This is a genomic window from Streptomyces caniscabiei, from assembly GCF_014930365.1.
Classification (GTDB): domain Bacteria; phylum Actinomycetota; class Actinomycetes; order Streptomycetales; family Streptomycetaceae; genus Streptomyces; species Streptomyces caniscabiei.
Genome location: NZ_JABXWI010000002.1, coordinates 244,713 through 261,771, shown reverse-complemented (window position 1 = coordinate 261,771; position 17,059 = coordinate 244,713). Strand labels below are relative to the sequence as shown.

Below are 17,059 nucleotides of genomic sequence, written 5' to 3'. Positions count from 1 at the left end.
GTGGTGGACGACATGAACACGCGCCCCAGTCGGTACGACGCATCCGGCGATCTCCGTACCACCAGCGCCCGTTGGGAGACGCGGCGGCTCAACCCGCCCAACCCGCTGTGGGGTTCCAACGGGGTCGCGTTCGGCCCCGACGGGCGGCTGTACGTGGCGCAGTTCCTCGCGGGACAGATCAGCGCCGTCGACACCGCGACCGGGGACGTGGAGGTCGTCGTCCCGATGGACGGTCCCGTGCAGTCGCCGGACGACCTCGCCTTCGGCGCCGACGGTTCGATGTACATAGCCGACCTGGTGCCGGGACGGGTGTGGCGGCGGAGCCCGGCGGGGGAGTACCACCTCGTCTCCGACGACGTCACCAACCCCAACGGCATCACCTGTGTCGGCGACCGGCTCTTCGTCAACGAGATGAGGCCCAACGGCCGGCTGATGGAGCTGTTCCCGGGCGGCGACGACCCGGTCGTCCTCACGGAGGGGCTCGCCCTCGGCAACGCGATGCAGCTCGGCCCGGACGGACACCTCTACTACCCGCACATGATCACCGGTCAGGTCTGGCGGATCCCACCGGACGGCGGGACGCCCGAGGTGGTCGCCGAGGACGTGCACGAGCCGGTCGCGGTCCGCTTCGACCGGGGCGGAGTCCTGCACGTCCTCTCCCGGGGCGTCGAGGGCATCGTCACCCGTGTCGACCTGCACGGCGGAGGTAGCCGCACGCTCGTCACCAGCGGGCTGAAGGGCCTGGACAACGCGGCGTTCGACGACGAGAACCGCATGTTCGTCTCCAGCTACGCGAGCGGCGGCGTCACGGAGCTGCACCCCGACGGCCGCACCCGCGAGATCGTGCGGCGCGGTCTCGACGGCCCCTACGGTGTGACCGTCGACCTCGGCGGCACGGTCTACGCGGCCGACCACTACCGGCTGGCGAGCCCGACGCCCGAGGAGGTGACGACGCCGCTGCTGCTGCCCTTCGCCCACGGCGTCACCGCCGACGGTGAACTGCTGCACTACACCTCGCAGTTCGGCACGGTGCAGACCTACGACCCGAAGAGCGGGGCGCTCAGGGAGCGGGCGCGCGGGCTGGACCGGCCCATCGGCATCGTGGTCGCACCGGACGGTTCCCTCGTGGTCGCCGAGACCGGCGCCGGCCGTGTGGTGGCCCTCGCGGAGGGCGGCACCGACTCCGGCGCGGCCACCGTGACCGCGCTCGCCGAGGGCCTCGACCGGCCCACGGACGTGGCCCACGACGCGGAGGGCCGCCTCTACGTCAGCGAGGAGCGCCTCGGAACCGTGCTCCGGATCGAGGCGGACGGCACCACGGCCGTGGTCGCGGACGGGCTGGCCGCACCCCAGGGGCTGGCGGTCCTCGGCGACGACCTCTTCGTGGTGGAGACGGGGTCCCGCACGCTGAGCGCGGTCCGTCTCACCACCGGGGAGCGGCGGACCGACGCGGAGGACCTGCCGGTGGGCCCGCCGCCGGGTGTCGTCCCGCGCACCGAACCGGCGCTGTTCGCGGACGTCATGCCCGGGATGGCCCGGCGTTTCGCGGGTCTCGCGGCCGCCCCGGACGGCACCCTCCTGCTGTCCGCCAACGGTGAGGGCACCGTGCTGCGGCTGACGCCGAGGACGGGGGAGGGGACGGCGGCTCAGCCGGTGCGGTAGAGCGCGGTGAGCAGTTCGATGGCGGCCGGGGTGGCGGGATGCGGGTCGTCCCGCCACCAGGCCAGCCGGACGGCGATGGGCTCGGCGTCGCGTACCGGCCGGTAGACGACGCCGGGCCGCCGGTACTGGTTGGCGGTGGACTCCGCGGTCACCCCGACGGCCCGGCCCGTCGCGATCGTGGTCAGCCATTCGTCGACGTCGTGCGTCCGCTCGGTCGCGGGACGGGAACCGGGCGGCCACAGGTCGGTGGTGGTCGTGCCGGTGCGGCGGTCGACCAGCAGGGTGTATCCGCTCAGATCGGCCAGCCGTACCGAGCGGCGGCGGGCCAGCGGATCGTCGCTCGCCATCGCGCACAGCCGCCGCTCCAGCCCCACGATCGCCGAGTCGAACCGGCGGTCGTCGACGGCCCGCCGGACCACCGCGAGGTCGCACGAGCCCTCCGCCAGCCCGGCGGTGGGGGAGTTGGCCCGGACGAACTGCAGATCCGTCGCCGGGTGTGCGGCGCCCCAGCGGCGCTGGAACGTCAGCGTGTGCCGGCCCAGCGCCGACCAGGCGTACCCGATCCGCAGCCGCGCCTGCCCCGAGGTCGCCTCCCGCACCAGGTCGTCGACCTCGCCCAGCACCCGCCGGGCGTGCGCGACCACCCGCAGGCCGGTCGGCGTGGGCGTCACCTCGCGCGAGGTCCGCCGCAACAGCCGTACCCCCAGGGCCCGTTCGAGCGAGGCCAGGGTGCGGGAGACCGCCGCCTGGGAGACGTCGAGCGCGAGGGCCGCGTCGGTGAAGGTGCCCTCGTCGACGATCGCCACGAGACAGCGCAGCTGCCGCAGCTCCACCTTCCCGGCCGGTTCCGTGTCGCCATGCGCGTCCATGACTCCAGCGTATGGATGACTGAGGCGTATGGATCGCGACGCGGATGCATTTTGCGCAAGACGGGTGCGGGCGCACGATCGGCCCATGGACACCGCCGCCCTCTCCGCCGCCGGCTCCGCGCCCGCCCCCTCCGGTCCGCTCCCCGCGTCCGCCGCCCCGGCCCCGGCTCCCGGCCCTGCTTCCGGGCCGGGTGGCTCGCGGCTGGCCGGTGTCCTCACCATGGTCGGGTGCGGTGTCTCCAACCAGGTCGGGGCCGCGCTCGGGTCGCTGGCCTTCCCGGTGCTGGGGCCCGCCGGGGTCGTCGCGATCCGGCAGTACGTCGCCGCGGTCGTCCTCGTGGCCGTCGCCCGGCCCCGGCTGAGGTCGTTCACCGCCCGCCAGTGGTGGCCGGTGGTGCTGCTGGCGCTGGTGTTCGGGACGATGAACCTGTCGCTGTACACGGCCATCGACCGCATCGGCCTGGGCCTCGCGGTGACCCTGGAGTTCCTCGGCCCGCTCGCCGTAGCCCTGGCCGGCTCGCGCCGCCGGGTGGACGCGTGCTGCGCGCTGATCGCCGGCCTCGGCGTGGTCACCCTGATGCGGCCCCGGCCCTCCGCCGACCACCTCGGCATGGGCCTCGGGCTCCTGGCCGCCGTCTGCTGGGCGTCGTACATCCTCCTCAACCGCACGGTGGGCCGTCGTATCCCGGGCGCGCAGGGCTCCGCGGCCGCCGCGGGGCTCTCCGCCCTGGCCTTCCTGCCGGTCGGTGCCGTCGTGGTCGTACGGAATCCGCCGACGGCCGGGGCCGTCGGCTACGCGATCGCCGCCGGGGTCCTCGCCTCGGCCGTGCCGTACCTCGCGGACGTGTTCACCCTGCGCCGGGTGCCCGCCCAGGTCTTCGGGCTCTTCATGAGCGTCAACCCCGTCCTGGCCGCGCTCGCGGGCTGGATCATGCTCGGGCAGGAGCTGGGCGGGATCGAGTGGGCCGCGATCGGCGCGGTCGTCGCGGCGAACGCGCTCAGCATGCTCGTGCCGAGCCGCTGAGCGCACGGACGGCTCCGGTGCCGTCCTCGGCCCCCGGCCCGGCGCCTACGGCGTCCCCTCGGCCGCCCCGCCGTGCAGGGCCTGCCGCACGCGCGCGGCGATCAGCGGGTACACCTCGCGGGCCCGGGCGTCGTCGCCGGTGTCGTAACCGTGGTCGGCGCCGCGCACGTCGTGGTGGCCGACCAGGGACCCGGCGGTGCGCAGCCGGTCGGCGTAGGCGACGCCCTCGGACTTGAGCAGGTCGAACTCGGCGGTGACGACGAAGGCCGGCGCGATGCCCCGGAGATCGGCCGTGTCCGAGGGGTGCGCCGGTGAGGCCAGCCGGTCCGCGCGCCGCTTCGGGTCGGGGATGTACGCGCTGTCGAAGACGTCCGCCATCCACGGGCGCAGCATCGGCTCCGCGATCGAGGCCCGCTTGTCGCGGGCGGAGGTGGCGAGGTCGAGCGGCGGGTAGTGCAGGACCTGGAGCGCGATCGGGGGGCCACCCTCCTCCAGCGCCTGGCGGGCCACCGCCGCCGCGAGCCCGCCGCCCGCGCTCTGGCCGCCCACCGAGAGCCGGCCGCCGTCCCACCCGTGCCCGGCCCCGTGGCCGGCGACCCAGCGCACGATCTCGTACGCCTGCCGGGGCGGCGCCGGGAACGGGTGCTGCGGGGCGACCACATAGTCCACGTTGAGCACGGCCGCACCCGCCTCCACGGCTATGCACCGGCACAGCGCGTCGTCCAGCTCGATCTGGGGCAGGACATAGCCGCCGCCGTGGAAGTTGACGTGGACCGGCGGGGGAGGGGTGCCCTCGGCGGTGGGCAGGTACAGCACCGCGCGGGCCGGCCCGTAGGTGGTGGGGATGCTCAACTCACGGGTGGCGCAAGCGTATTCGGGCAGGCGGGCCCGCAGGCCGGCGGCGGAACCCCGCCCGCCGGCCCGGCGGCTCGCCGTCGACGAGATACGCTGCATCGCCTTGGCCGCGAGAGCGGCCACCGCCGGGCGGGCGAGAAGGGACATGGGGCTCCGTTCGGTCGCGGGGGCTACCCGGGCGATGAACTTACTTGAGTCAGGCAACAAGATGGTAAAGTAGTCCCCATGTCCCCATCACCGCTACCCTCCGACCCCGCCTCGGCGGAAGTGATCGAGATCGAGCGAGCCCTCACCCGCATCACCTACCTCAGCACCCGGGCCCGCGCCCACGAACGCCTGATGAGCCTGGCCGGAGTGCCGCTGGACCGTGCCGCCGTGGCCCTGCTGCGGCAGATCGCCGACTCCGAGCCGCTGCGGCCGGGGGAGTTGGCCAACCGGCTCGGCGTCGAGGCCTCCCATGTCACCCGCCAGGTCCAGCAGCTCCAGCGGACGGGCTACGTCACCCGCGTACCCGACCCGGACGACCGCCGCGCCCAGCGCATCGAGCTGACGCCGGCCGGCAAGGAGGCGATCGGGCGGATCCGCGAGGCCGGGGTGCGCGGGATGCAGATGGCGCTCGCCGAGTGGTCCCCGGAGGAGCTGCGGCAGCTCGCGGGGCTGTTCCACCGGATGGTCGACGACTTCCTCACGCATGCGAACGAAGTGGGGGAGCAGGAGGCGGCGGGGGGCGTGCGGGGGGATTGAGGGCCGGCTCGGGTGCGTTGTCGGGTGCGGGTCCGGTGGGGGTCCGGTGGGGGCTGGTCGCGCAGTTCCCCGCGCCCCTGAAAAGCACGGGGCTGCGCCCCGTGCTTTTCGGCCCGAAGGCCGGAGGCCTTTCAGGGGCGCGGGGAACTGCGCGAGAAGCCCCCATCCACCCGCACCCGACAACGCTCCGCCCCCTCAGTAGCCCAACTGCCTCCGTACATACGGCGTCATCAGGGTCTTCGCCTTCGCCAGTGTCGACGTACGACTCCCCAGCACGGCCGTCTCCCCACCCGGCATCGGCACCAGCGTGATCCCGTCGGCCGAGCCGAGAGGGATGATCAGCGGGGTCCGCCGGATCGGCCGGTACACGCGCGGTTCCTTGCGGTGCCGGCCCGAATTGGCCAGGTACGTGCGGATGTTGTGGGCGGCGATGTCCGCCTGGGCGAACGCGACGGGGGAGACCTTCAGCTCGCTCACGTCGTTGACGTCGCCGACCGCGAACACGTCGAGCCGCCCGTCGACCCGCAGCATCCGGTCGACCTTGACCTGTCCGCCCTCGTTCAGCCACGCCCCGTGCCCGGCCAGCCGCAGCCAGAGCGTGTTCGGCGTGGTGCCGTTGGCCCAGAAGGACAGGTCCGCCTCGATGATGCCGCCCCGGCCGTCCCGGTAGGTGCCGAAGTCGGGTCCCTGGGAGACGAACGAGTCGAGTCGCACGTCCACGTCGTGCGACTCCAGCCAGGCCAGGGCCCGCCGCCCGGCCCACTTGCTGCCGGTGGAGCTGAGCAGTTCCGAGCCCGCGTGCGCGAGGGTGACCCGCGCGTCCGGGCGGGCCAGCCGGATCTCGGCGGCGAGTTCCACGCCGCCGGGTCCGCCGCCGACGATCAGGACGTGCTCGGCCGCGGCCACGCTCTCCTGGTGCGCGGCGAAGGTCTTGCCCGCCTCCTCGGAGGTGGTGCCGAGGAAGCGCGCCGGCTCGGGATAGTCCGCGCCGGTCGCGATCACCACCACGTCGTACGGCAGTCGTTCGCCCGTGGCGAGGTGCACCTGCCGTTCGCGGGTGTCGATGTCGACCGCCTTGCCGACGACCACACGGCCGTGGCGCAGCAGTCGGTCGTAGGGGATGAAGGGGGTGGTCGTCCATGGCTCGCGCACGCCCGCGCGCAGCGCGGCGATGCGGTGGAAGAAGACCTCCTTGCGGTCCACGAGGGTGACCCGTGCTGTCTCGTCCAGCTGCTTGGCGAGGCGGATGCCGCCGTATCCGCCGCCGATCACGATCACTTCGCCGTCAGGCACGCCGATTCTCCTGTGCTGGGTGGGGGGAGAGATGACGACCCTAACGTTTGAAACCTCAAGCTACCGGCGGGGTTCGTGGTTGTTGTGTGAAGCGACAAGGGACGACACGAGTCAGCGGCTGCCTAGGCTGGTGCCGTGACCGACAACGACCGGCCCCTCGCCGTTTTCGACCTGGACAACACCCTCGCCGACACCGCGCACCGGCAGCGGTTCCTGGAGCGCAGCCCGCGCGACTGGGACGCGTTCTTCGCCGCCGCGCCGCAGGACCCGCCGCTGGCCGAGGGCGTGGCGCTCGCGCGGGAGAGCGCCGAGGAGTGCGAGGTCGTGTATCTGACCGGGCGCCCCGAGCGCTGCCGCCGCGACACCGTCGACTGGCTCGCCGCGCAGGGCCTGCCGGAGGGGCGGATCTGGATGCGCCGGAACAACGACCGCAGGCCCGCCCGCCGCACCAAGCTGGAGATCCTCCGCGACCTGGCCCGGACCCGCGAGATCCGCGTCCTCGTGGACGACGACGAACTCGTCTGCGAGGACGCGGAACGGGCGGGCTTCACGGTCGTGCGGGCGCGCTGGGCCGCCGCCTCCGCCGCGCTGAAGGTGGCACAGGAGCGGGAGGGGCGGACCTGAGCGCCGCCGGGACCGCGCGGTCAGCCGGTCTCGTCGTCCAGCCGGAAACCGACCTTGAGGCCGACCTGATAGTGCGCGATCTGGCCGTCCTCGATGTGCCCCCGGACCTGCGTCACCTCGAACCAGTCGAGGTTGCGCAGGGTCTGGGCGGCGCGGGTGACGCCGTTGCGGATGGCGTGGTCGACGCTCTCGGCCGAACTGCCGACGATCTCGGTGACCCGGTACACGTGGTCGGTCATGCGGGTTCTCCTTGTCGCGTGCTCCACCGGTGGCCGATGGGCCACACATCACTCCACGGTGCCTCAGGCTCCGCCGGTTCGCGAGGGGGCGGGGTGGGGGGTGCCTGTTTCGTCGCCGGGTGCGGGTCCGGTGGGGGCTGGTCGCGTAGTTCCCCGCGCCCCTGAAAAAGCAGGGGCTGCGCCCCGTGCTTTTTCGGCCCGAAAGGGCCGTAGGCCCTTAGGGGCGCGGGGAACTGCGCGAGAAGCCCCACTCACCCGCACCCGACGACGCACCCCACGACACGGCCCCCTACCCCACCCCGCTCAACGACAGCGCGAACCGCCCCTGCTCGTCCGTCCACCAGTGAGTCAACTCCAGCCCCACAGAACCCAGTTCGGCCCGCACCCCCTCCCTCCTGAACTTCGCGGACACCTCGGTCCGAAGTTCCTCCCCGGCCTCGAAATCGACCGCGAGGTCGAGCGCCGGGATCTTCACGGTCTGCGCCGTACGGGACCGCAGCCGCATCTCGATCCACTCGCACTCCGCGTTCCAGAGGGCGACATGGTCGAACGCGTCGGTATCGAAGTCCGCCCCCAGCTCCCGGTCGACCACGGCGAGCACGTTCTTGTTGAACTCGGCCGTCACCCCGGCCGCGTCGTCGTACGCCGCGACCAGCACGCCCTCGTCCTTGACCAGGTCCGTGCCCAGCAGCAGCGCGTCCCCCGGCGCCAGCAGGGCCCGTACGGCGGTCAGGAACGCGGCGCGCTCCGCCGGCACCAGATTGCCGATCGTGCCGCCCAGGAACGCCACCAGCCGCGGCCCCGGCGTCTCGGGCAGTTCCAGCCCGGCGGTGAAGTCGGCGATCAGCGCGTGCACGTTCAGCCCCGGCCGCTCGGCGACCAGCGCCTCGCCCGCCTGCCGCAGCGCGCTCTCGCTCACGTCCACCGGCACATAGGTGTGCAGGCCCGGCATCGCGTCCAGCAGGTGCCGGGTCTTGTCGGAGGAGCCGGACCCCAGCTCGACCAGGGTGCGCGCACCGCTCGCCGCGGCGATCTCGCCGGCCCGGCCGACGAGGATCTCCCGCTCGGCACGGGTCGGGTAGTACTCGGGCAACTCGGTGATCTTCTCGAAGAGTTCACTGCCGCGCGCGTCGTAGAACCACTTCGGCGGCAGCGTCTTCGGGGTGCGGGTCAGGCCCTCCAGGACATCGGCGCGCAGGGCAGCGTCGGTGGCGTCCTCGGGCAGGGTGCGGGTGAGAAGGAACGGGCTCACGCGGAAGGCTCCTTCGACGGTGCGGAGGCGGACTCGTCGTGCGGGCGGATGGGCTCCTCCAACTCCTTGAGCGGGGTGAGCAGGACGTCCGTACGGCTCGCCGCCAGCAGCGTGCGGTCCGGGACCTCCACCCAGTGCGGATCGTCGTCGTACGGCTCGGAGGCCACGACCGTGCTGCGGCCGGGTTCGGCGAGGTACCACAGCGTGTCGCCCCAGGCCGTCGCGGCGATCGCCTCCCCGTTGGTCAGCAGCAGATTGAGCCGTGAGCCGGGCGCCGCCCGCGCCACGTCGAGGACGGTGTCGGCGAGCGCCTGGCCCTCCGCGTCGCCCGCGCGCAGCCGGTTCAGGACCAGCGCCCACACCAGCGCGGAGTCGTTGCGGGCCTCCATCGACAGCAGCTCAGCGGCGGGCAGACCGTCCGCGAGGTGCGCGAGCGACCGGGGCCAGCCGGTGACCGCCCCGTTGTGGCTGAACAGCCAGGGCCCGGCGGCGTACGGCGCCGCGGCGGCCTCGTTGTCCGCCCCCGGCACCGTGGCGTCCCGTACGGCGGCCAGCAGTGCCCCGGAGCGGACCACCCGGGCCAGGTCGGTGAAGGACAGGTCCCCCCAGATGGGCCCGGACCTGCGGTAGCGCCCCGGCACCGGGTCGCCCTCGGCGTACCAACCGACTCCGAAACCGTCGGCGTTGACCGTCCCGTGCCGCTGCCGCCGGGGCGCCCACGACTGCCGGAACAGGCTGTGCGGCGGATCCACCAGGACCCGGCCCAGCGCCGACTCCGGCCCGAGATAAGCGAGATGACGACACATCAGCGGACCTCCGGGGAGGCATCCCGGGCGGTGCGGAAGCCGCTGAAGATCTGCCGCCGGATCGGATAGTCCCAGTTGCGGAACGTCCCCCGGCACGCCACCGGGTCCACGGCGAACGCGCCACCGCGCAGCACCTTGTGCTCGGGGCCGAAGAACACCTCCGAGTACTCCTTGTAAGGGAACGCCTTGAACCCCGGGTAGGGCAGGAAGTCGCTGGACGTCCACTCCCACACGTCGCCGATCAACTGCCGTACGCCCAGCGGTGATTCACCCGCCGGATAGCTGCCGGCCGGTGCCGGGCGCAGATGCCGCTGCCCCAGGTTGGCGTGCTCGGGCTCCGGATCGGCGTCGCCCCACGGGTAGCGGGCGGAGCGGCCGGTGACCGGGTCGTGCCGGGCGGCCTTCTCCCACTCGGCCTCCGTGGGCAGCCGCCGGCCCGCCCAGCGGGCGTACGCGTCGGCCTCGTACCAGCACACGTGCAGCACCGGTTCGTCGGCCGGTACCACCTCGGTGACCCCGAAGCGCCGTCGCAGCCACTGGCGGCCGTCGCGCCGCCAGAACAGCGGCGCGTGGATGCCGTGCGCACGGATGTGGTCCCAGCCCTCGGTCGTCCACCAGCGCTCGTCGTCGTAGCCGCCGTCCTCGATGAACGCCTGGTACGCGCCGTTCGTCACCGGAGTGGTGTCGATGTGGAACGCCGGGACGATCCGCCGGTGCGCCGGCCGCTCGTTGTCCAGCGCCCAGGGCTCGGTCGAGGTGCCCATCACGAACTCCCCGCCGGGCACGAGGACTTCGGACGGCCCCGTGTACAGCGGGACCGGCTCGGGGTCCGGCGCCGACAGCACGGCGGGCCCCTTGCGGAGCTGATGGGTGATCAACATCGTCTCGTCGTGCTGCTGCTCGTGCTGGGCGATCATGCCGAAGGCGAAGCCCGCGTCGGTGAGCCGGGTGCCGTGGAAGTCGGTGCTCTCCAGCACGTCCAGTGCCCGGCCGCGCACCTCCGCCAGATACCGGCGGGCCTCCTCGGGCGGCAGCAGCGGCAGCGAGGGCCGCTCGGCGCGCGGATGCTCGAAGGCGTCGTACAGCCCGTCGATCTCGGGCCGCATCGCCTCCCGCCCGGCGACGTTCCGCAGCAGCCACAGCTCCTCCTGGTTGCCGATGTGGGCGAGGTCCCACACCAGGGGCGACATCAGCGGCGAGTGCTGCGCGGTGAGATCGGGTTCGTCGACGGCGGTGGTCAGGAGCGCGGTGCGGGCCCGGGCCGTGGTCAGCGCCGCCAGCGCGCGCTCCCGGAGTATGTCGGGGTCGGCGTCGGCCGTCGGGGCCGGCGTCTCGGGTGCGGTCATGCGGGGATGTCCTTCCCGTGGAACAGGTCGAGCAGATCGTCGGCGGGGCAGCGGCCCCGGGCCACATAGCGGTCGGTGTACGCCACGACCGCGTCCAGCACCTCGGGGCTCGCCCCGAGCCGGGGCAGTGCCTCGGCCGCCGCGGCGAAGCAGACGACCGCCGCCTCCCGCAGTTCGGGATCGGTCAGCCCGTCCCGGGTCGCCGCCTCCCACAGCGGATTGCGCGGTGCCGGTCGCGAACCGGCCCGCTCCGCGAGGGGCTTGACGGTCCGGTACGCGGTCTCGGCGGCCTGGGGGTCCTCGAACAGCGCCGCCGTCACGGCGAGCGGCACGATCCACCCGTCCTCGCCCGGCTGCGCGTCGATCATGCGGAACTCCAGATGGCCGCGCGGGCGCACCGGCGGGAACAGCGTCGTCATGTGGTAGTCGAGGTCGGCACGGCTCGGCGGGGTGTCGGACCGCGTCCACTCCCGGAACGTCATCGCTCCGGGCACACCCCAGGGGCCCTCGTCGGCCCGTACGCACATCACGGGCGCGTCCAGCACCAGCCGGGCCCACGCCGCGCGCGGGTCGCCGTCGAGCGAGGGCGCGTCCGTCCGGCCGGGGTCCATGGCGGCCCACAGCGCCTGCCGGGTCGAACGCCAGCCGGTGACCTCGCCGCGCGCCAGCGGGGAGTGCGCGAACGCCGCCACCAGCACGGCGCCGAGCTGGTGCGACAGCCACCAGCGCCGCCGGTGCCCGAGGGGGCCGGGCTCCTCGTATCCGGCGTCGAGACACACCTGCACCGAGGCGGAGGAGCACATCATGGCGCGCCCCTCGGGCCCGAAGCGGTCGAGATAGATCTCCATCGCGTCGTAGCGGGGCTCGTGGAGGTAGCGGGTCGGGGGGTTCCAGGGTTCGTGGCCGTGGCCGCTGATGCCGAGACCCGCCTCGCGCAGCGTCGCGCGTACGGCGGTGAGGTCGGCCGAGACGGACCCGACGCACTCCATCAGGGAGCCGGCCGGTGCCGAGCTGAGCTCCAGCTGGCCGCCGGGTTCGACGGTCAGAGCCGAGTTCAGGGTCAGGGTCCGCAGTGCGGCGTAGGCCGCTTCGAGTCGTGCGGGTGTTGCCGGGAGCCGCGAGTCACGCAGCTCGTGGACGTGCCATTCCAGCTCGACACCGAGGGTGCGGGGCGGACCGGTCTTGAAGCAGATGCCCCGTACCAGGGCCTCCACCTCCGCCTCGGTGACCCGGGAGCGGTGCTCCGTACAGCCACTCGTCGAATCTGACATGTCGGGATCCTCCTGAGATGCCATCTCGTCAACCAAGCCGTCGGTCCCCGCCCGGTGGGGCCGGACCGGCGGCGCGCTCGTCCCACCCAAAACCCTCGCGCCGCTTCCGCACAAGGGGGCACATCGTGGCAATGCGGATCGGGGATCTTCGGTTCCGGAACTCCTGGCACCTCTTCCCGTACCCGTGGCGGGTCATTCACGCGAGGAAACTCCGTTGCGGTCACTCACCAGGATCGCCCAGGATGCGTCCATGAGCACGACGGGGGAGTACACGCGGGCAGCGCTCGCGCGAGACGGGGCGGGGACGCGATGAGCGCCCGCCTGCGGGGAATCGCACACGAGACCGAGCAGATCGTGGCGGCGGGCGGCTATCGGGCCCCGGCAGGCCACGAGGTCTCCCTCGCGGCCGCAATCGAGGCCGCACGGGCCGGCACCCGCCTGTACGGGCCGGCATCCGTGCCGTTCCCACCGGCCGGCGACCCGGTCCCGTCCACCGTCGAGGTCACCGGCGAGAGCAGCCTGGAAGCCGCCCGCCGTCTGACCGCCGCCGACCCCACCCCCGTGGCCGTCCTCAACTTCTCCTCCGCCCGCAACCCGGGCGGCGGCTACCTCAACGGCGCCCAGGCCCAGGAGGAAGCCCTCTGCCGGGCCTCCGCCCTCTACACCTGCGTCCGCGAGGCCCGCGCCTTCTACGACCACCACCGCACCCACCGCGATCCGTTCTACACGGACCGTGTCATCCACTCACCGGCCGTCCCCGTCTTCCGGGACGACCGTGGCACCCTCCTGGACAGCCCGTACACGGCCGGCTTCCTGACCTCGGCCGCCCCGAACGCGTCGGTCGTCCGCCGCACGGCACCGGAGCGCGCGCCGGAACTCCCGCGCGCCCTCGCCGTACGCGCGGAACGCGTCCTGGAGACGGCCGCGGCCCACGGCTACCGGCGGCTGGTCCTCGGCGCCTGGGGCTGCGGCGTCTTCGGCAACGACCCGGCGCAGGTGGCGACGGCCTTCCGTACCCTGCTCACGGACGGCGGCCGGTTCGCGGGCCACTTCGCGCACGTGGTGTTCGGGGTCCTGGACCGCACGAAGGGCGCGGCGGTCCGGAGCGCCTTCGAACGAGAGTTCGCAGCAAACGCGCCGCTCTAGGGGCGCGGGGAACCGCGCGACCAGCCCGCACCGACCCGCAGCCGACGCACGGCCCTAGGGTCCTAACGCCACCCGTACCGTTCCCGCAGCCGGTGCACCACGGAGTTGAACCGCATCCGGTCCAACGCGCAGGCCTCCCGCCGCATCCCTGCCTCGTGCAGCCGCAGGACTCGATCCACATCCACCCACGAGTCCCGCCCCGACCGGTCCCACGGCCCGCTGCCGATCGGCACCCACTCCCGGTCGCCGTCGTGCCGCTTGCTGGACAACTGCACGGCGAGGAAGGTCCCTCGAGCCTCCCGGGCCACGACGAGCACGGGCCGATCCTTCCCCCGCCCGTCGTTCTCCTCGTACGGCACCCACGTCCAGACGATCTCCCCGGGATCCGGGTCCCCGTCGTACGCGGGCGAGTACTCGGTCCGCACCCGCCCCACCTCACGCGGCTCGGCCTCGGTGGTCGCGGTGGGCCCGTAGCGCCCCGGCACATCCTGCTCGGCAAAGGAAGTCACAGGCCACACGCTAACCCGCGCCCCGTCAGGGGCGCGGGTTAGCGTCGATGTGCGGCTCCGCCGCGTGGGCGCGATCAACCACGAACCACCCGCAGTCGACCACCAACAGTCGAAGCTACGGCGCTACGACTCTTTCTCGACCTGTACCTTCTCCACGGCGACCTTCTCGACGGGCACCCCATTGACCCCCGCCGAGCCGCCGCCGGGCACCCCGTTCTGGTTCATGGACGACAACAACTGCCGCGCCAGCCCCAGCCCGGTCCCGCCCATCGTGAGCGCCTTGGCGAACATGTCCGCCATCCCGTCGGCCCCGTTGAGCAGCACCATGTTGTCGACGTTCCCGAACGCGGACGCCCCCGCCTGCACGATCTCCGGCCACCGCTCGGCCAGTTGCTGCGCGATCACCGCCTCCTGGTTCTCCGCCAGCGCGGCGCTGCGCGCCTTGATGCCCTCGGCCTCGGCGAGCCCCTTCGCCCGCGTGGCCTCGGCGGCCGCGAGCCCCTTGGCCTGGCGGGCGGCGGCCTCGGCCTCACCGGTGACCTGCGTCGCGGTCGCCTCGGCGGCGGCCGCCAGCTCGGTCTCCTTGGCCTTGGCCTGCGCGGCGGAGATACGGGCGTCGCGCTCGGCCTCGGCGAGTGTTCGTTTCTCGTAGGCCTTGGCGTCGGCCGGCTTGCGGACGTCGGCCTGGAGCTGCTGCTCGCGCCGGGCCGCCGCCAGCTCCGCGACCCGCGTCTCCTGGACGACGACCTCCTGGAGGGCGGCGGCCTCCGCGAGGGGGCCCGCCTGCTTGGCCTTCGCCGAGGCGTTGTCCCGCTCGGCCTGGTAGCCGGCCTGAAGGATCTCGCTGTCCCGGGTGGCCTCCGCCATGCGCGCCGCCGCCTGCTGCTCGGCCTCGGTGGCGAGCCGGTTGGCCTCGGCCTGGGCGATACGGGCGTCCCGCTGGACGGCCGCCGCGTGCGGCATGGCCAGGTTCTTGATGTAGCCGGTCGGGTCCTCGATCTCGTGGATCTGCAACGAGTCGACGATCAGACCCAGTTTCTCCATCTCCGTACCGCACGCGGCCCGCGTCTGACCGGTCAGCTTCTCGCGGTCGCGGATCATGTCCTCGACCGTCAACCCGCCCACGATGGACCGGAGATGACCGGCGAACACGTTGTGCACCCGCTCCGAGACCCGCTTCTGCTGGCCGAGGAAGCGGCGGGCGGCGTTGGCGATGGACACGAAGTCGTCGCCCACCTTGAAGATCACCACGCCCCGGATCTTCAACGGAATGCCCTGGAACGTCACGCACTCCACGGCCAGCTCGGTCTGGTTCAGATCGAGCGACAGCTTGCGCACGGCCTGCATCCCGGGCAGGACGAGCGTGCCGCGCCCGGTGACGATACGGAAGTTCATGCCTTCCGTCAGGCCCTCCATCTTGTGCTTGGAGCCCGAGATGATCAGAGCCTCGTTCGGTTCGGCGACACGCCACATCAGCTTGAACAGAGCGATCAGAACCACAGCGACCGCTGCGGTCGCCCCCGCGATGATGCCGATGAACATCGGCACACCCCCCTAGGCCAGGTGCCCTTTCGGCACCGAACGTCGGGAGTGTCCCGCGTGGCACAGCGGTGGTACAGGTGCCGGGAGCCCGTTGTTGCAGTCCTGATGCCAACCGGTTCCCGAAAGCCGACAGAGCGCGGCCCTGGCACCTCACGGACCGTCAACTGTCGTACGCCGCAGACACGTACACGGTGCGCGGGGGCAGATACTCCATCACCATCACCAGGGTCCCCGGCTCGATCCGGTCCCTCGCGGAGGCGGGGTAGGCGAGAAAGTGCTCGGCGCCGCCCCGCACCCGGACGATCACCTCCCCGACGAGCCCGGGACCGACCGCACCGGTCACCCGTCCCATCAGCCCGACCATCGACGCTTCGTCCATGGTCACAGCGTACGGGTCCTACCCCGCGCGCCGAACCCGCTCACACGGCGGGCGAGTTCGCGGGCGCGTGCTCCGGCGGCCACCGCTCGTGCCAGCGCTGGTCCGCCTCCAACTGCGCGGCCAGCGACAGCAGAAGAGGCTCGCTGTTCGCGGGGCCGAGCAACTGCGCGCCCACCGGCAGCCCGCCGTCCACGAACCCCGCCGGGACGTTCACCCCGGGCCAGCCCAGCACGTTCCACGGCCAGGCGTACGGGCAGGCCGCGATCATCGCGCGGTCGGTGCCGAGTCCGCCGAGGTTCAGCATGGACCCGACGCGGGGCGGGGGAGCGGCGGTCGTCGGCGCCAGCAGCACGTCGTACGACGAGAAGAGCGCGCCGATCCGCCGGTGCAGCGTGACCTCCGCGCGGCGGGCCAGCCGCAGCGGAGCCCCGCCGAGCAGCCGGCCGAGGCGGGCGGCGTCGAGGGTGCGCCGGTCGAGGAGGCCCTGCTCGGTGAGGGCGCCGACCCGTTCGGCGATGCCGGCGGTGGCGCGCGGGATGAACGTCAGCCCGATCTGCCCGTACCGGGGCTCCGCCTCCTCCACCACGTGCCCGAGCGCGGCGAGCCGCTCCGCCAGCGCCCGCACCCGCTTCTCCACGCGGGCGTCGAGCCGTGCGGGCAGCGCGGTGAACGGCGGCTTCAGGGAGAGGGCGACGCGCAGCCGCCCCGGGTCCCTCCCGACGGCCGCGGAAGCGTCGACGGCGGGCGGCCGGTGCAGATCACCCTCGTGGTTGCCGCTCGCCGCGTCGAGCAGGAGGGCGGCGTCGGCGACCGTACGGGCGAGGGTGCCGTTGACGGTGATGCCCTGGAACGACTCCGCGTGCGGCCAGGTCGAGATGCGGCCGCGCTGGGGCTTGATGCCGACGAGATGGGTCCAGGAGGCCGGGATGCGGACCGAGCCGGCGCCGTCCGAGCCCAGCGCGGCCGGTACGAGCCCGGCGGCCACGGCCGCCGCCGAGCCACCGGAGGAACCGCCCGGGGTGTGGTCCGGGTGCCAGGGGTTCCGGGTGGCGCCGAAGGCCGGTCCCTCGGTGAACGGCCACTGCCCCAGTTCGCAGGTGTTGGTCTTCCCGACGACGATCGCCCCGGCCGCGCGCAGCCGTCGAACGGCCTCGCCGTCCTCGGGCAGCGAGGGGAACTCGCCCCGGCAGCCGAACGCGGTCGGTTCACCCGCCACGTCCATGTCGTCCTTCACGGCCACGGGGACCCCGAGCAACGGCCGCCGCCCGCCCTCCGCCAGCTCCTTGTCCGCCGCCTCCGCCTCCACGAGCGCGGCCTCGGCCCGCACCCGCCGGAACGCGTTCACGGTCCCCTGGGTCGCCTCGATCCGCGCGAGCGCCGCCGTCACCAGCGCCCGTGACGTCACCTCCCCGGCGGCCAGCGCCCGAGCACACTCCACGAGACCCGGCGCACGGTCCACACCCATACGGAACACCTCCGGAAGCAGGATTTTCTACCG

Annotated in this window: 17 protein-coding genes; 5 read left to right on the top strand and 12 right to left on the bottom strand. The window is 73.2% G+C overall.

What is annotated here, in order from left to right; genetic code table 11:
• Window positions 1-12 precede the first annotated feature (12 nt).
• Window positions 13-1,662, top strand: coding sequence for an NHL repeat protein (locus HW837_RS05695; protein ID WP_045561663.1), 1,650 nt, complete (start codon window positions 13-15; stop codon window positions 1,660-1,662).
• On the opposite strand, the gene HW837_RS05690 is transcribed toward HW837_RS05695, so the two are convergent.
• Entirely contained in the window at window positions 1,647-2,531 is an 885-nt protein-coding gene (locus HW837_RS05690) for a LysR family transcriptional regulator (protein WP_045561551.1), read from the bottom strand. The genes HW837_RS05695 and HW837_RS05690 overlap by 16 nt on opposite strands.
• Before the next feature lie 85 nt (window positions 2,532-2,616).
• Here HW837_RS05690 and HW837_RS05685 point away from each other — a divergent pair, with 85 nt between their 5' ends.
• Entirely contained in the window at window positions 2,617-3,555 is a 939-nt protein-coding gene (locus tag HW837_RS05685) for an EamA family transporter (protein ID WP_078853808.1), read from the top strand.
• Window positions 3,556-3,600: 45 nt separating this feature from the next.
• Here HW837_RS05685 and HW837_RS05680 read toward each other — a convergent pair whose 3' ends face one another.
• Complete coding sequence (locus HW837_RS05680; protein WP_093788575.1) at window positions 3,601-4,557, bottom strand: alpha/beta hydrolase; 957 nt, start codon at window positions 4,555-4,557, stop codon at window positions 3,601-3,603.
• Between the two features lie 78 nt (window positions 4,558-4,635).
• Between HW837_RS05680 and HW837_RS05675 the strand changes: the two genes are divergently transcribed.
• Window positions 4,636-5,154 (top strand): MarR family winged helix-turn-helix transcriptional regulator, encoded by a 519-nt coding sequence (locus HW837_RS05675; RefSeq protein WP_177261691.1) that lies wholly within the window; start codon window positions 4,636-4,638, stop codon window positions 5,152-5,154.
• A gap of 195 nt (window positions 5,155-5,349) precedes the next feature.
• On the opposite strand, the gene HW837_RS05670 is transcribed toward HW837_RS05675, so the two are convergent.
• The gene (locus HW837_RS05670) at window positions 5,350-6,447 is read right to left on the bottom strand and encodes an NAD(P)/FAD-dependent oxidoreductase (RefSeq protein ID WP_045561548.1); all 1,098 of its coding nucleotides are present in this window, start codon (window positions 6,445-6,447) and stop codon (window positions 5,350-5,352) included.
• 135 nt (window positions 6,448-6,582) lie between these two features.
• Between HW837_RS05670 and HW837_RS05665 the strand changes: the two genes are divergently transcribed.
• Window positions 6,583-7,071, top strand: a complete 489-nt coding sequence (locus tag HW837_RS05665; protein ID WP_033528421.1) for a phosphatase domain-containing protein — start codon at window positions 6,583-6,585, stop codon at window positions 7,069-7,071.
• Between the two features lie 20 nt (window positions 7,072-7,091).
• Here the strand turns inward: HW837_RS05665 and HW837_RS05660 are convergent, their stop codons facing one another.
• The 5 genes from HW837_RS05660 to egtA all read right to left on the bottom strand — a co-directional run bounded on the left by HW837_RS05660 (window position 7,092) and on the right by egtA (window position 11,985).
• Window positions 7,092-7,310: a dodecin gene (locus HW837_RS05660; RefSeq protein ID WP_045561547.1), complete on the bottom strand. Its 219-nt coding sequence runs from the start codon at window positions 7,308-7,310 to the stop codon at window positions 7,092-7,094.
• A 289-nt stretch (window positions 7,311-7,599) separates the two neighbouring features.
• Window positions 7,600-8,562, bottom strand: a complete 963-nt coding sequence (egtD, locus tag HW837_RS05655; protein ID WP_045561546.1) for an L-histidine N(alpha)-methyltransferase — start codon at window positions 8,560-8,562, stop codon at window positions 7,600-7,602.
• Entirely contained in the window at window positions 8,559-9,368 is an 810-nt protein-coding gene (gene egtC, locus HW837_RS05650) for an ergothioneine biosynthesis protein EgtC (protein WP_045561545.1), read from the bottom strand. Before egtC ends, egtD begins: the two co-directional genes overlap by 4 nt.
• Window positions 9,368-10,714, bottom strand: a complete 1,347-nt coding sequence (gene egtB / locus HW837_RS05645; protein WP_093788573.1) for an ergothioneine biosynthesis protein EgtB — start codon at window positions 10,712-10,714, stop codon at window positions 9,368-9,370. Before egtB ends, egtC begins: the two co-directional genes overlap by 1 nt.
• On the bottom strand, window positions 10,711-11,985 hold the full coding sequence (gene egtA, locus HW837_RS05640) for an ergothioneine biosynthesis glutamate--cysteine ligase EgtA (RefSeq protein WP_093788571.1): 1,275 nt from the start codon (window positions 11,983-11,985) through the stop codon (window positions 10,711-10,713). Before egtA ends, egtB begins: the two co-directional genes overlap by 4 nt.
• Before the next feature lie 309 nt (window positions 11,986-12,294).
• Here egtA and HW837_RS05635 point away from each other — a divergent pair, with 309 nt between their 5' ends.
• Window positions 12,295-13,131: a TIGR02452 family protein gene (locus HW837_RS05635; RefSeq protein ID WP_045561542.1), complete on the top strand. Its 837-nt coding sequence runs from the start codon at window positions 12,295-12,297 to the stop codon at window positions 13,129-13,131.
• A gap of 62 nt (window positions 13,132-13,193) precedes the next feature.
• Here the strand turns inward: HW837_RS05635 and HW837_RS05630 are convergent, their stop codons facing one another.
• From HW837_RS05630 to HW837_RS05615, 4 genes are all read right to left on the bottom strand, one after another.
• The gene (locus HW837_RS05630; RefSeq protein ID WP_193381424.1) at window positions 13,194-13,640 is read right to left on the bottom strand and encodes a type II toxin-antitoxin system PemK/MazF family toxin; all 447 of its coding nucleotides are present in this window, start codon (window positions 13,638-13,640) and stop codon (window positions 13,194-13,196) included.
• A gap of 123 nt (window positions 13,641-13,763) precedes the next feature.
• Window positions 13,764-15,182 (bottom strand): flotillin family protein, encoded by a 1,419-nt coding sequence (locus HW837_RS05625; protein ID WP_045561540.1) that lies wholly within the window; start codon window positions 15,180-15,182, stop codon window positions 13,764-13,766.
• Between the two features lie 160 nt (window positions 15,183-15,342).
• The gene (locus tag HW837_RS05620) at window positions 15,343-15,567 is read right to left on the bottom strand and encodes a hypothetical protein (RefSeq protein WP_045561539.1); all 225 of its coding nucleotides are present in this window, start codon (window positions 15,565-15,567) and stop codon (window positions 15,343-15,345) included.
• A gap of 34 nt (window positions 15,568-15,601) precedes the next feature.
• Window positions 15,602-17,026 carry an amidase gene (locus tag HW837_RS05615; protein WP_093788567.1) on the bottom strand — a complete coding sequence of 475 codons (1,425 nt, stop codon included), beginning with the start codon at window positions 17,024-17,026 and terminating at the stop codon, window positions 15,602-15,604.
• Between the last annotated feature and the right edge of the window lie 33 nt (window positions 17,027-17,059).

Coding starts and splice junctions, on each gene's coding strand:
- HW837_RS05695 (WP_045561663.1), top strand. CDS start 13: ATGAACACGCGCCCCAGTCGGTACGACGCATCCGGCGATCTCCGTACC.
- HW837_RS05660 (WP_045561547.1), bottom strand. CDS start 7,310: ATGACCGACCACGTGTACCGGGTCACCGAGATCGTCGGCAGTTCGGCC.
- egtB (WP_093788573.1), bottom strand. CDS start 10,714: ATGACCGCACCCGAGACGCCGGCCCCGACGGCCGACGCCGACCCCGAC.
- egtC (WP_045561545.1), bottom strand. CDS start 9,368: ATGTGTCGTCATCTCGCTTATCTCGGGCCGGAGTCGGCGCTGGGCCGG.
- HW837_RS05685 (WP_078853808.1), top strand. CDS start 2,617: ATGGACACCGCCGCCCTCTCCGCCGCCGGCTCCGCGCCCGCCCCCTCC.
- egtA (WP_093788571.1), bottom strand. CDS start 11,985: ATGTCAGATTCGACGAGTGGCTGTACGGAGCACCGCTCCCGGGTCACC.
- HW837_RS05675 (WP_177261691.1), top strand. CDS start 4,636: ATGTCCCCATCACCGCTACCCTCCGACCCCGCCTCGGCGGAAGTGATC.
- HW837_RS05690 (WP_045561551.1), bottom strand. CDS start 2,531: ATGGACGCGCATGGCGACACGGAACCGGCCGGGAAGGTGGAGCTGCGG.
- HW837_RS05625 (WP_045561540.1), bottom strand. CDS start 15,182: ATGTTCATCGGCATCATCGCGGGGGCGACCGCAGCGGTCGCTGTGGTT.
- HW837_RS05680 (WP_093788575.1), bottom strand. CDS start 4,557: ATGTCCCTTCTCGCCCGCCCGGCGGTGGCCGCTCTCGCGGCCAAGGCG.
- HW837_RS05615 (WP_093788567.1), bottom strand. CDS start 17,026: ATGGGTGTGGACCGTGCGCCGGGTCTCGTGGAGTGTGCTCGGGCGCTG.
- HW837_RS05635 (WP_045561542.1), top strand. CDS start 12,295: ATGAGCGCCCGCCTGCGGGGAATCGCACACGAGACCGAGCAGATCGTG.